Here is a 13,550-nt window from a genome sequence, read left to right on the forward strand (position 1 = left end):
CGGGTAGTCATCAGATAACACAAAATAGACGAACATCCTGACTTATTTATTTTTTGAAGATGCCTTACTATTAAATCACATAAAAATGTTATAAATAGAATAGCTAAAGCATCTTTCTATGCTTTAGCTATTCTATATTAAACTTCCTTACAATATATAAAATAAAAGACTATGTTTATTTTATATTCTTATGGAAACTATAAGAATATAATTATAAATTTTTATGGAGGAAATATGAGAATACCAGAACATATTGGAATAATTCCTGATGGCAATAGACGTTGGGCTTTATCAAATAATTTAACTAAAGATAAAGGATATAAGCACGGTATAAATCCTGGCCTCGAATTATTTAAACTTTGTCAAAAGGAAAATATAAAAGAAGTAACATTCTATGGTTATACTGTAGACAATACAAAGCGTCCATCTGATCAAAAGCTTGCATTTATACAAGCTTGTATTGATTCCGTTATGCTTTTAACAAAAGAAAACTGCGAAATATTAGTTATTGGAAATACTGAAACAAGTTCTTTTCCAAAAGTTTTACTTCCATTTACCACTAGAAAAAAATTTGGTAATGGTGGTATTAAGGTAAACTTCCTAATCCATTATGGATGGGAATGGGACTTAAATTTATTAAAAGAGTCTCATTCCTCTAATAAACACGTTCTACCTTATATACATTCAGAAGATATTTCTAGAATTGACCTTATTATAAGATGGGGTGGTAGAAGAAGGCTTAGTGGTTTTTTACCAATCCAATCTGTTTATTCTGACTTTTACATAATAGATACCTATTGGCCTGATTTTACTTCTAAAGATTTCTATAATGCTTTAGATTGGTATAATGAACAAGATATTACTCTTGGTGGTTAAAATGAGCTCACTAAAAGGGGTTTTCACAAAAAAGCTAATCTAAATAAATATTTTATATAAGATTAGTAGTGTATTTTGTGAAAGCCCCTCAACTTATGCAAAATCATTTAAATATGAAAGTATACTTTGTAATACTAAAACAATTGTATATTAATTTCTTAATTCATATATAGATATTCCATATTAAATACTTCTATAATAACACTGCCTAATTATAATATAGTATTTAGATTATCATCATATAAATTATTTCTAAATACTTTATACTTTATACTTGGATTATCTTTTTAAATGTCTTCATTGAAATAATTGCACTAACTCCAAATATAAGTATACTTACTAATACACTTATAATATAAGTACTATTTAAATCTATAGATAGAAAATCTCCTAGAGTTCTAATAGCAAAGTAACTATGAATTAAGCCTACTACTACTGGTATTACATAAAATAATGCAACCTCTTTATTTATAGACTTTCTTAACTCTTTATTAGATGCTCCAATGTTTAATAATATTTTATACTTACCTTTATCTTCCTTTGCATCACTGTATATCTTAATATAAATTATACTAGCTTCTGCTAAAATAAATACTAAAAATAAAAATGCTCCTATTGCATAAATACCTTTCATCCATTCAATTCCCTTACTTTCATATATTCCTACTGTGGCATGAGTTGTTTCTATATCAATATATTTACTTAATCCATTTGTGATAGATTCTAATTTTTCTATATTAAGAAGTTCTTCTTCATTATATATCTTAATTCCATAGAAATTAATTAATTCACTCTTAGTTTTTATTTTCTCGTAATTTTCATCATTTACAACAATAGTTATATAATTTAACTCTGCTCCAAATGTACGTAGCCTAATACCACTTTCACTTACTGTAAACTCCATGTTATTTACAGTTATGTTATCATTGCTACGAAGACTAGCTATTGTTCCTGGTCTCTGAATGAAAATTACTTGATCATCCTTAACCATATCTTCATTTATTTTGCTTAGGCTATCTGCATTCTCATTTATCTTTAAAATATCAATTAATTGATTATAAGATAATACTATATAATCATCATTATAATAATCCGGTACATCTTTAAATGTACTTTTAGACTTTAAAACCTGAGTGCTTAATTCATATTTTTCTTCTCCAATACTAGATAAAACTTTCTTAATATCTTCTTTATTGTTTATTTCATTTGATGAAGAAAAAGATATTGAATATAATCTATTATTAGCATCTGATTCATCATATGATGCCTTCATTGCAACTGACGTACCTAATACTGTTACCGTACATGCTGTAAGAATTGCTATAGTTGCATAGGTTGTATAATTTTTTCTTAATCTATAAGCTAAATTATTAATAGTTATTATGTTTTCCCCATTATATAAAATAGATTTTCTTTTAATAAAGAAATTAAATACTACTGGTAACACAGTTCCAAACAATCCGTAAGTACCTACACAAACTAAAAGTAATGTAGTAAATGCATTCATTTTATCTTTAAGTATTAAATAATATCCAACTATAATTAAGACTAGTGATATAAATGAAATTATATATATCTTCCAATTTACCTTAGGCATTTTTTCTGTTTTCTTACTATCATTTAAAAGGTCTATCACATTACTTCTAATAATACTTATAAATCCTTTTAAACTCATAAATAGAAATATTCCAAGAAATATTAAAACCGTATATACTATTGAGTTTAATGTTACATTAAAAGTAACATTTATATCAAACTCAGCTAGCTTAAATACTATTATTTGAAAGAACTTAGATAATGCAATACCTATACCTGTACCAAGTAAACATGAACTTAATCCTATAAGCATAATTTCAATAAAATAGATTCTACCAATTGTAGTAGAGTCTAATCCCATAAAAGTATAAATACCAATCTCTTTTTTTCTATTTCTCAAAAATACATTTGATGAATACCATATAAAGAAAAACATAAATATTACAAGTATTAAAGTTAACATCTGTATTATAAGTTTTGTATACTCTTCATTTAAATCACCCAAGTACTTCAAAGCATTCCCATCCATCAGTATCATAAAGTTACTTAGGATAACCACTGAAAATACCATTGAAATAAAGAACATTGTATATACTTTTATGTTATTTTTAAAATTGTTATAGGATATTTGAAAAACACTCATTACTTAGCACCTCCTAAAGATGCTAATAAATCTATTATCCTTCCATAAAACTCTTTTCTATCAGTCCCCTTATTCAATTGGCACTTTATTTCCCCATCACTTAATATATAAACTCTGTCTGAATAGCTGGCACTTAGTGCATCATGGGTAACCATTATAATAGTTGCCTTCTCTTCCTTGTTTACCCTATTCAAACATTCTAATAAATCTGAAGATGACTTTGAATCTAAAGCTCCTGTTGGCTCATCTGCAAATATAACCTTAGGATTTGTTATTAAAGCTCTAGTGGCAGCCCCTCTTTGCTTTTGCCCACCTGATAACTCATAGGGATATTTTTTCAAATGATCTTTAAGACCAAATAAGTCTGCAATTTTTATAACTCTGTCCTCTATGTCCTTACTTTTTTTCTTACCTAATGCAAGAGGTAATGCTATATTATCCATTAAGTTCATATTATCTAAAAGGTTATAATCTTGAAATATAAATCCTATATTATCTCTTCTGAGTTTAGATAGCTCTTTATTTTTAACTTTAGTTATATCTACTCCATCTAGTATTATTTCACCTTTAGTTGGTTTATCTAATGTAGATATCAGATTTAATAAAGTACTTTTTCCCGCTCCTGAAGGGCCCATTATAGAAATAAAATCTCCTTCATTAACTGTAAGAGAAACCTTATTTAAAACTTTATTCCTAAATCCTTTAATTCCATACTCTTTATCAACATCATTTAATTTTAATATTTCTTTCACTGTTTTTTCCTCCAATATAATTACACTTAATTTTTATTAGATTCATATCTAATCCCTAATTTAATTCTAATAGTTTTTATATTGGTTTTCCTTCACTTAAGGTTACTTTTAAAGCTCTAACATTACATTTTAGTAACATTGAAGTTTAATCATAACCTTTTTCATGTAATTAATCCTGTAACTAGCACTTCATATAGGAACCTCTTTAATTAAGTCAAACTTTTTAGATAATCTGATATTTTATAAAATCTTATTTTAAAGACTGTAAATTCTCCTTGAATTGATTCAACTTCTATTTTGTGCTCTAACCTTTCTATAATTTTTTTAGAGAAGTATAAGCCCATACCAGTAGATTTATATACTGTATTTCTTCCATTAGTTCCTGTAAATCCTTTATTAAAAACCCTATCTATATCCTCTTTAGCTATCCCTATTCCATTATCCTTGATGTATAACTCTACATACTTTCCTTCATCTTTAGCATAAAATTGTAACTTTCCAAGACCTCTTATATATTTAATAGAGTTATTAATAATTTGATCTAAAATATAAGATAACCACTTTTTATCAGTGTAAATATTATAACTTAAATCTTCTATTTCAATTTCTATATTATTTTTAATAAGGAAAAAAGCATTATTCTTTATACTTTGTTTTACTATGTCTTTTAATATTTCTTCTTTAATAAATATATCTTCAGCCGAAGCTGTGGATCGACTTCCATACATAACCGAATTCACCAAAAAATTAATCTTCTCAACTTCATTTTTTACACTAAGTCCTATATCCTCATCCTCTATTCTCTCCGATATGATATTTAAAGCACTTATAGGAATCTTTATTTCATGAACCCATTTAGAAATATATTCTTCCATATCCCTTAAATTTTCTTCATATAATTTAATATTTTTATACTTGTCATATTCTTGGCTCCTAATAATATAAGTCATTATTTCTTCTTCTAATGATTCACCATTAATATCATTAATTGCAATCTCTTTATTATCATCCATCAACTTATATAAGTCTCCATATGCTTTTTTAGACTTACTATATTTCATAAATATAAACACTAAGTATATAGCTGTAATAATAAAGTCTATATAGATTAAATCTCCTAAATTATTCTTGAATGAAGTTAGACAAAATAAAAATAAATTTACTACTGCAAATATAGTTACAAAGCATACTATACTTAATGATTTTTCTTTAATAAATCTTCCTATGCCCATTAAACCATGTAACCTATACCTTTCTTTGTTTTAATAAAATCATCAAGTCCAATTTCTTTAATCTTATTCCTAAGTCTTGTTATGTTAACTGTTAATGTATTATCACTGACAAACTCATCGTCATTCCAAAGGCTCATCATAAGCTTATCTCTAGATACAACCTTTTCTCTATTCTTAATTAGAACAGACAATATCTTAATTTCATTTTTAGTTAACTCTATAGTATTATTACCGTATTTAAATGTACATTTTTCTATATCTAAAACTGCATCATTGTAATAAATTATAGACTCACTACCTGCATAATCATATGTCCTTCTAAGCAATGCATTTATTTTAGTTATTAAAACTTCTATGGAAAATGGTTTTGTAATATAATCGTCTCCTCCATTATTAATACCCATAATTAAATCCATATTAGAATCTCTTGATGATAAAAATAAAATAGGTACTTTTGAAACCTCTCTAATTTTCTTACACCAATAAAATCCATCATAATAAGGTAAGTTAACATCCATTATTACCAGCTGTGGCTCTTTTTCTATAAATTCTTTTAGTATGCTATCAAAATTTTCTATTAAATTTACTTTAAATCCCCATTTATTTAATGATGAGGATAACGCCTTTGATAAATCTAAATCATCCTCTACTAATAATATCTCTTTCATACTTTCTCCTTTTATCTTTAAATATTAAACAAAATATTACATTTATTACATTATACAATAAAAACTAAATACCTCAAAATACATGAAAATATATTTTCTCATCTATGATAGCCTTAGGAAATACTCTATTATAGATAAAATTTCTCTTTATTCCCTTAATTATATACACAATATTGGCCTTAATTATGATCATACTGTATCCAAACTCTAATATCTTCATATTATAATATTGAGATACATTTTTTAAATCATAGATAATTTATTGATGTATTTTAAATTCATTTTATATTACATACTCCCAAAACATAAATTTAGGAGTAAATATAAAAAATGAGGTAATATATATGGGTAGTCATAGAAAACGTCATTCTAATCGTGGATGCGGATGTGATTGCTGCTGTTGCTGTAATACACATTCATGCTGTGACAGATGTTCACCCTCTTGTTGTACAGGATTTTCAAACTGTAACTGTAATTCTAATTTTGGTTGTGGTTTTGGTAATAATCAATGGTTATTATGGCTAATATTATTGGGTTGTAGTGGTTTCGGCGGTTTCGGCGGTTTTGGAAACAATTGCTGTAGACCCGGATTATTCTGGTAGTAACTTAAGGAATTTTCATCTTAGGGTGAATCATAAGTTTAATATAAAAAACACCCGATTAGCTAAACGCTCTTCGGGTGTTTTTAATTTTTCTCTTTAAGATTTCATTACTACTTACATATGTAGCCTTGGATTTGCCTTATTATTTAATATAAAAATTAATATACAGTCATATGTCTCTATTCACAAGTAGCTTCATTTGCTTCTATCTCTAATTCTTTTGACAAATCTCTCATATCTCTAGCTTTATCTTTAAGTTTTTGATCTGCTTTGCTTACGATTACTCTTCCCAGCCATAATTTAGCATTTGCATAATCCCCTATTCTTCTATATAACTCACCTATAATATATTGTAAAGAATAAATGCTCAATCCGTATATTGGAGTTCGTTCCTTTTCATATGCAATAAGAAATCCTTTAAGTGCTCTTTCTAAAAATTCTCTCTCATATTCTTTATTTTCTAAAAGCCTATACATCCAAGCAATTTTTAAACAAAGCACCGCCTTTGTACTATCTTTAAATTCTCCTAGTACTGCATTTAGTAATGCAAGCTTATAACGCTCAATGGCAATTCCTTCATCATAAATTTGAGGATATTCTTTCCCTTTCCATTTATCACCTACATTTGCAAGTATAATCTCGCATTTATAGGATTCTATTTTTTGAAAATCACTTTTTAATGCTGCATATCCACATGCTGGACATACCAATACCTCATAAAAATATGGATTTATCACATCATATCTTATAAAACCATCTGTATCTTTTGATTTTACTTTGGGAACATAAGCCTTTACAGTTCTACTTGTAAAAGCTTTTGAACAAACTGGACAAGTAACCTTCTTATCATAAAGTAATGTATTTATATCAACTTTTGTCGATTTTTTATCTTTTGTTCCCTCATCATACTTATCTTCTTCCTTTGTGTATAACTCTATATTATCTTCATAATTAAGTCCTAAGGATTTTAACGAAGAAAAAATTTTATTCACCCTAAGTTTCCCCCTACTTTAGCCTTATTTTGCATTTTACACACTTATTTCTACTATAAATAGTTTTAGTATGTAAATTTTACTTCTAAAATTATATTATAAACTCATACCTCCTAATGTTCAAGTGATTACCTGTATGTTCATGACCATATAGATACTATGACCTCTACTGACTTCTGATAGTCCACCATACATAATTGCATGGGTTGTTACTTTTAAATTCATATCCATAAAGCAAATATTTATATTTAATAAACTAACTCATTACTTTCTATGAACATTTGGATCTGACAATTATAAGATTCTGTATCGAAAAAATCTAAAAAATAGTAGCCCCATATGTAAATGGGAAGCTACTATTTATACATTTTTACTTATCCTTAGATAAAACTCTTTAAGCTAATACAGGTATCATGTCATCGTTATTTTCTAAGTTATTACTATCTTTTTCATGACTACCATATGCGCTTTGTATAGTTTCATTAATTTCATTATATCCATCTTTAACTACATTTTTTATATTAGATGAAGCATCACTTATACTACCAAATACAACTTTGCTTGCATCTTTAACTTCAGCTGCAACTGTTTTTATTGTAGCAATTACATTCTTGCTAACTGATACAACTGCATTTTTAACTTTTTGGATAGTAGACAATGAATTTTCAATATTATTTCTTATATCTTTGTAGTTCTTTTTAATTTCATTATATCCTGTTGTAGCTGTATTTTCTATTTCTTTTATTGGTTCTTTAACGAATTCTACTCCATCTTTCACCATATCACCAGTTTTAACTACTTTATCTATAATGCCGTTATTTGAATTGCTCCACTCAGACTTAATTTCATCCACTGATGTTCCAATTTTTTCTACTGCTCCCTTAACATCTTCCCCTATTGAAACAACTGTCTTTGATCCTGTATCTATTATAGATGTAGCTGAATCTTTAATATCTCCAGCTACTTTTTTCAAATCGGCGGCAGTAGTTGTTACTTGCTTAAAGGTACTAGCTATTTGTGATGCAGTATCTTTTACTTTTTTACTTACTGAATCTGCCACGTCTTTTATAGTTTTTGATACAACCTTAGCAGTATCAACAACAATATTTGATACTGACTTTACTGTCTTAACAACACTTTCACCTACAGAAACTGCTGTTTTAACAAATTTTGAAACCTCATTAGTTACATAAGAGAACTTATCGGCTACTGATTTAAAAAATCCTCCTATTGAACTCTTAGTTGTCTTACTTTCTTTAGATGCAACCTCTGAAGAGTCTTTAACATCATTAACAATTGAAGATTTATATTCATCTTTAGCTACTTTCATATTGGTAGCTTGTACATCTGAACTTAAATTGTTATTTTCTATCTTTCTACCTTTACTTTTATTATCATTGCTATTGTTGATAATATTTGCATTTAGGTTAACATTGTTAGTTATTTTCATAACCTTTCACTTCCTTTTCTTTTTACTTCTTAAATAATATATAATCACCATTAAGTGCTTATATCTTGTAAAGTTGGATTTATAAGCTAATATCTCATTTCTCCTTGTGACGAATACACTGAATTTTGTAATAATCTAAATTGATCTTCTAATATGAATTCGCCGTCTATAAAGAATTTCATTGTCCAAGTTCCAAAAGGATATTTACGGGTATTATCTTCTAAATCTATCCAAAACCATAACATTATTGGTTCTTTACTATTTGGTGGCATAAACAAATTATTCTCAGTTACTTGGAATAACTCTCCTACAGGTGTATACCATGCTGTTGTCACAGTGTGTAAGCCTGTTACATTGGTAAATTGAAATCTTGTTACTATTTTTTTATCTAAAGCCATATTAAAAACTTTTTTATTTACGATATTTTCTTGCTCACTTACTGCAGAACCTATATTGTATTTTTCTATATGTGTTGTATATTGAGTATTATTATACAATCTCTGATCATTTTCATTAATCTTAACTATAGACCAAAGTTCTTCATTATCATCTGGTAAATATATATTTGCAGCTGGATCATTAAGCTTTAATTCCCCATTAATAAGAAACTTGTAGGGATGTTCACCTGTTTGCAAATCACACTTAAATGTCCATTTATTATTTTCTTTAACCATAACCCCTTTGTTATGATCATAATCATTAAACTTTCCTATTACAGATATGGTCTCAATTGGTAAATGATTATGTTCCTCATATTGAAAATTTACTTCCATGATAAAAACCTCCTATATGTTATTACGTGATGTAGTTCTTTTAAAAATATTTCACTTGCATTAATATTGCTAACATTATTATAAACTTTAGACTATATGTACTATAATTATAAATTATTTCCACGAATTCTATTATAGGTATTATATCATATTAAATCGAATTATCAATATTTATATCATAATTAGAAAGACTAACTGCACGAAAGGGGTATTATTGAACATAAAATTATAATATTTGGTGTATGCTGGAATAGCCTACGTCATTTATAATGTTATTCACTGTAGCAGTTATGACGTAGACTTTTTAAATGCTATTATTTTAAAATCATCTATGTAAAACTTATCGAAATTCTAAAAGATGTTTCTGATAAAAATTGTCTAAGACAAGACTAATTATAGAAATAAGATATTTGTTCCTATATAACAAGATCAATATGGTGTATTGTACCTGCTGTTCCATCTTCCTTTAGAAAAATACTTGAAGATTTAATTTCCCCTAAAGCGGTATTTTGACTATTCTTTATACTATATTCAGTATCAATATTTCCAACATATATTGCCCCGACTCCTACCATACCTAATGCTAATAATTTATCATTACCGTTTTCATCTTTAGTCCATATAGATAATTTATCCCAAATACTGTCATTTTCATCAATCCAATTATTATTGTCTGTATCATATTGTTTAAGTTCCTCAAACCCATTACCAGTTGATGGTCCAAATAATTCCTTTCCATCATTTATCACTCCATCATTATTAAGGTCTAGCGCTAAAAAACCACTTCCTTCTGATACAAATGGAATATTATCCTTAATTCCATCTAAGTCGATATCAAATGAGGTTTTGTTATCTGTTAACTCTAAATTTTTGCCTGAATAATTAATTACAAGTGGGTCAATTAGAGCATCTCCAGCCTTAATATTAATATTAGTTTGACTTATAAAATTCCTGCTCATATTTAATTCTAAATCTAAATCAATAGTTCTTCCATCTTCCGTGCTCACTAAACCCTTCGCCTTAAAATTCATTTTCTCTGTTTCTTGATAAGTGGAGTTAAAATTATACTGTAATCCCCATCCTTGCCTTTGAACTGCAGTTGGGTTGTTTTTTGAATCCTGTATAGATTTAAATCTCTCTAAAGTCACTTGATCAAATTTTTTTATTTTTAATTTGTCAGGGATAACAATTTTAAATTTTTTACCTGTAAGTGCTGTAATAAACTCTTCAAGCATCCTTATTTTTTGTTTGTCTTTTTCAAATATTGCTAACTCAACGGTATTATCATTGTTGATCTCATCTACCTTTTCATTATCCATTTCGTTAATAGCATTTTTTTTCGGAGAATCTAAAGCCTTCTTTGATAGCTCTAAAGAATCCTTCTTCTCTTTTGCTAAATTTTCTAAATTTGCTATATCTCCATTTCCTTCGATTTCAGTGACATTATTTCCATTCCAATATTTAAGTCTTTCATTTGATGTCTTAACTTCTGTGTAACTATGGCTACTTGTCATATCCACCATATAGTTTCCAATTTTCATTGCTCTCCACCGCCTTAATATTTATTAGTATATTTAATTTATCGTAATAAAATATACATACTTAATATTAATTGGTTCGTATGTAAATAATAACCAATAAGTATTGATGAGAAAGTTTTATATGCTGAAAGGAACTACTGAAGTGGCTACAATCCAAAGAAAGTATATTATTTAAAAATTGTCCATAAACGCGTTAAACCCCTTGACATTTGTCAAGGGGTTTAATGTTTTCTTTGAATAATTTAATCATTAGACTATTATATATATCTTAATTAATTATGAAAGCATTTTTATGCCGCATCTGTAGTTATTTTTAAATTTTTATTGGTGCCTTCAACGCTTTTAGGAGATTTTATTTTAGCTACTATGACAACTGAAACTATACACAATATACCAATAACTATAAATATAGGTTTAAACCCTCCTACTAAGCTAGCAATAACAGATCCTGAAAGTGCACCGAATCCAAAACCTTGGTATATAATACCATAATTTTTACTATGATTTTTTAAACCAAAGAAGTCACCTACTATAGCTGGGAAAACTGTAATGTTTCCACCAAAACAAAATGCAATTCCAGCAACACATGCAAAGAAAATTCCAAAGTTTAAATTCACAAAGCTCAATATGAACACTGCCATTGCAGTAACTGTAAGAGTAAACAATACTACTCTTAGTCTGCCCACCTTATCTGATAAAGCACCTAATATAATTCTTCCAGAGGTGTTAAATATCGCAACCATAGCTACCGCATTTGCAGCTACCTCAGGGCTAAGTCCAGCTAATTGAACTCCAATATCTTTAACAATTCCTATTAGGTAAAGACCACTCATACATGCTGTAAAGAACACTATAAATAAAAGATAAGCTTGTCTAGTTTTTAACATTTGGCTTACTGTAAAGTTGTTTTCATTTGCACTATTATTGGCACTTACTTTTTCAACTGGTGCATCTTTTAATAATTGGGCTCCAGTAAATACCAAAACCATTATCATAATACCCCAATATAAGAACGCTGCAGACACTCCCTTTGAGCTTATCAAACTTGCATTAATATACTTAAATATTAGACTTCCTGCCCCATAGGCTCCTACTGAAATACCTGATATAAGCCCTTTTTTCTCTGGAAACCACTTTATACAATTAGAAAGGATAGTAATATACGCAATACCATCTGCTGCCCCAACAATTAAACCAGCCATAATATACAACATAGATATGGATGTTACCTTAGATGTTAATATTAAACCAGCTCCCATTATTATTCCAGCTATTGATATAAGCTTTCTAATTCCTAGTTTATCCTGAAGCTTCCCTGCAAATAATGTTGAAAATGCTAAAGCAAAGCTTGTAATTGAGAATGTAAGAGCTACCCTATTTAGTTCCCAACCAAACTTATTTACAAGAGGTTGATTAAATAAACTCCAGGTATATATTGTTCCAAGTCCTAATTGAGCAATTACTGTACCTAATACTATTAGCCAACGATGTCCTGATATGCTTTTCATTTTCAAGATCTCCCTTCACTCACTCCATAATTTTATTTTTATTACTATAATATTAAAGTAAATCTTTACAGCATTATAAATACTTGCCGCTTTATATCCTTTACTTATTTTAAATTATATATTAGTAATCTCTAAAATTATTAATTAGTGAGTGAAATGCAAAGAACATTACATTAAATACATCAATACACTAACTGACTAACATTAATATCTCTGATGTATCATTCAACCACTATCTAATTTTACTCTAATTATATATTCATCAGTTGTCTAAATTCCTTTAAATTACTTCTACTTACTGGTACTTCATAATTTATGCCTTGAAGTTTTAAATTATAGGTATTATTAAACCAAGGAATTATTTCTCTTATTTTAGTTATATTAACAATATAAGATCTATGACATCTAAAAAAACGGTCCTTTGGTAAGCTATTATAAAATTCAGTTATACTCACCCCTACTGAATATTCTTCATCTTTTGTGAAAACATAAGTTACTCTTTCTTTAGAAATGCAATAGTATATATCGTCTAAATCAACTACTATTATTTTTTCGTTCTTCCATAAATTTATCTTGTTAGCTATACTACTTTTATGTAAATTATCTTTTTCATTATTATGGGTAATTTCTAACTTTTTTAGCATAGATATAATTCTAGATTCATGGTAGGGCTTTAATATGTAATCGAAAGCTTCTATCTCAAATGCTTCTACAGCATGTTCTTTGTAAGCTGTTATAAATACTATATAAGGCTTTCTAGAAAATTTACTTATATTTTTAGCAAGTAATACCCCATCAAGTGAAGGTATATTTATATCTAAAAAAATAATATCTATTTCATTTTTCTGAATAAATTTAAGTACATCTATTCCATCTTCAAATTCATCTACTATTTCTATACTACTGTAATTTTTGATGAAATATTTAAGTTCTTCCCTTGCTAAAAATTCATCTTCAACTATTATAGCTTTCATAAG

Annotated in this window: 12 protein-coding genes; 2 read left to right on the forward strand and 10 right to left on the reverse strand. The window is 27.7% G+C overall.

Annotation, left to right across the window (positions count from 1 at the left end; all coding sequences use genetic code 11):
• Positions 1 to 234: 234 nt before the first annotated feature.
• Positions 235 to 876 carry an undecaprenyl diphosphate synthase family protein gene (locus B3W71_RS00870; protein WP_346887055.1) on the forward strand — a complete coding sequence of 214 codons (642 nt, stop codon included), beginning with the start codon at positions 235 to 237 and terminating at the stop codon, positions 874 to 876.
• Between the two features lie 268 nt (positions 877 to 1,144).
• Here B3W71_RS00870 and B3W71_RS00875 read toward each other — a convergent pair whose 3' ends face one another.
• The 4 genes from B3W71_RS00875 to B3W71_RS00890 form a co-directional block, all read right to left on the reverse strand.
• Positions 1,145 to 3,055, reverse strand: a complete 1,911-nt coding sequence (locus B3W71_RS00875) for an ABC transporter permease (RefSeq protein WP_346887056.1) — start codon at positions 3,053 to 3,055, stop codon at positions 1,145 to 1,147.
• On the reverse strand, positions 3,055 to 3,807 hold the full coding sequence (locus B3W71_RS00880) for an ABC transporter ATP-binding protein (protein ID WP_346887057.1): 753 nt from the start codon (positions 3,805 to 3,807) through the stop codon (positions 3,055 to 3,057). The genes B3W71_RS00875 and B3W71_RS00880 overlap by 1 nt, the downstream gene beginning before the upstream one ends.
• Before the next feature lie 209 nt (positions 3,808 to 4,016).
• Entirely contained in the window at positions 4,017 to 5,039 is a 1,023-nt protein-coding gene (locus B3W71_RS00885) for a sensor histidine kinase (protein WP_346887058.1), read from the reverse strand.
• Positions 5,039 to 5,707, reverse strand: coding sequence for a response regulator transcription factor (locus tag B3W71_RS00890; RefSeq protein WP_346887059.1), 669 nt, complete (start codon positions 5,705 to 5,707; stop codon positions 5,039 to 5,041). Before B3W71_RS00890 ends, B3W71_RS00885 begins: the two co-directional genes overlap by 1 nt.
• Before the next feature lie 344 nt (positions 5,708 to 6,051).
• Here B3W71_RS00890 and B3W71_RS00895 point away from each other — a divergent pair, with 344 nt between their 5' ends.
• Positions 6,052 to 6,309: a ground-like protein gene (locus B3W71_RS00895; protein WP_346887060.1), complete on the forward strand. Its 258-nt coding sequence runs from the start codon at positions 6,052 to 6,054 to the stop codon at positions 6,307 to 6,309.
• Between the two features lie 179 nt (positions 6,310 to 6,488).
• Here B3W71_RS00895 and B3W71_RS00900 read toward each other — a convergent pair whose 3' ends face one another.
• The 6 genes from B3W71_RS00900 to B3W71_RS00925 form a co-directional block, all read right to left on the reverse strand.
• Complete coding sequence (locus B3W71_RS00900; RefSeq protein WP_346887061.1) at positions 6,489 to 7,301, reverse strand: DUF2225 domain-containing protein; 813 nt, start codon at positions 7,299 to 7,301, stop codon at positions 6,489 to 6,491.
• Positions 7,302 to 7,695: 394 nt separating this feature from the next.
• The gene (locus B3W71_RS00905) at positions 7,696 to 8,751 is read right to left on the reverse strand and encodes a hypothetical protein (RefSeq protein ID WP_346887062.1); all 1,056 of its coding nucleotides are present in this window, start codon (positions 8,749 to 8,751) and stop codon (positions 7,696 to 7,698) included.
• An 86-nt stretch (positions 8,752 to 8,837) separates the two neighbouring features.
• Positions 8,838 to 9,524: a hypothetical protein gene (locus B3W71_RS00910; RefSeq protein WP_346887063.1), complete on the reverse strand. Its 687-nt coding sequence runs from the start codon at positions 9,522 to 9,524 to the stop codon at positions 8,838 to 8,840.
• A gap of 416 nt (positions 9,525 to 9,940) precedes the next feature.
• Positions 9,941 to 11,065 carry a hypothetical protein gene (locus B3W71_RS00915; protein ID WP_346887064.1) on the reverse strand — a complete coding sequence of 375 codons (1,125 nt, stop codon included), beginning with the start codon at positions 11,063 to 11,065 and terminating at the stop codon, positions 9,941 to 9,943.
• A gap of 290 nt (positions 11,066 to 11,355) precedes the next feature.
• Positions 11,356 to 12,573 (reverse strand): L-lactate MFS transporter, encoded by a 1,218-nt coding sequence (locus tag B3W71_RS00920; RefSeq protein WP_346887065.1) that lies wholly within the window; start codon positions 12,571 to 12,573, stop codon positions 11,356 to 11,358.
• Positions 12,574 to 12,824: 251 nt separating this feature from the next.
• On the reverse strand, positions 12,825 to 13,547 hold the full coding sequence (locus tag B3W71_RS00925) for a LytTR family DNA-binding domain-containing protein (protein ID WP_346887066.1): 723 nt from the start codon (positions 13,545 to 13,547) through the stop codon (positions 12,825 to 12,827).
• Between the last annotated feature and the right edge of the window lie 3 nt (positions 13,548 to 13,550).

The sequence above is a fragment of the Clostridium sp. UBA1056 genome, assembly GCA_002316385.1.
GTDB lineage: Bacteria > Bacillota > Clostridia > Clostridiales > Clostridiaceae > Clostridium_J.

What these genes read in the sequence shown, in the direction of transcription:
- B3W71_RS00870 (WP_346887055.1), top strand. Translation starts at nt 235, where the DNA reads ATGAGAATACCAGAACATATTGGAATAATTCCTGATGGCAATAGACGT.
- B3W71_RS00875 (WP_346887056.1), bottom strand. Translation starts at nt 3,055, where the DNA reads ATGAGTGTTTTTCAAATATCCTATAACAATTTTAAAAATAACATAAAA.
- B3W71_RS00885 (WP_346887058.1), bottom strand. Translation starts at nt 5,039, where the DNA reads ATGGGCATAGGAAGATTTATTAAAGAAAAATCATTAAGTATAGTATGC.
- B3W71_RS00890 (WP_346887059.1), bottom strand. Translation starts at nt 5,707, where the DNA reads ATGAAAGAGATATTATTAGTAGAGGATGATTTAGATTTATCAAAGGCG.
- B3W71_RS00895 (WP_346887060.1), top strand. Translation starts at nt 6,052, where the DNA reads ATGGGTAGTCATAGAAAACGTCATTCTAATCGTGGATGCGGATGTGAT.
- B3W71_RS00905 (WP_346887062.1), bottom strand. Translation starts at nt 8,751, where the DNA reads ATGAAAATAACTAACAATGTTAACCTAAATGCAAATATTATCAACAAT.
- B3W71_RS00910 (WP_346887063.1), bottom strand. Translation starts at nt 9,524, where the DNA reads ATGGAAGTAAATTTTCAATATGAGGAACATAATCATTTACCAATTGAG.
- B3W71_RS00915 (WP_346887064.1), bottom strand. Translation starts at nt 11,065, where the DNA reads ATGAAAATTGGAAACTATATGGTGGATATGACAAGTAGCCATAGTTAC.
- B3W71_RS00920 (WP_346887065.1), bottom strand. Translation starts at nt 12,573, where the DNA reads ATGAAAAGCATATCAGGACATCGTTGGCTAATAGTATTAGGTACAGTA.
- B3W71_RS00925 (WP_346887066.1), bottom strand. Translation starts at nt 13,547, where the DNA reads ATGAAAGCTATAATAGTTGAAGATGAATTTTTAGCAAGGGAAGAACTT.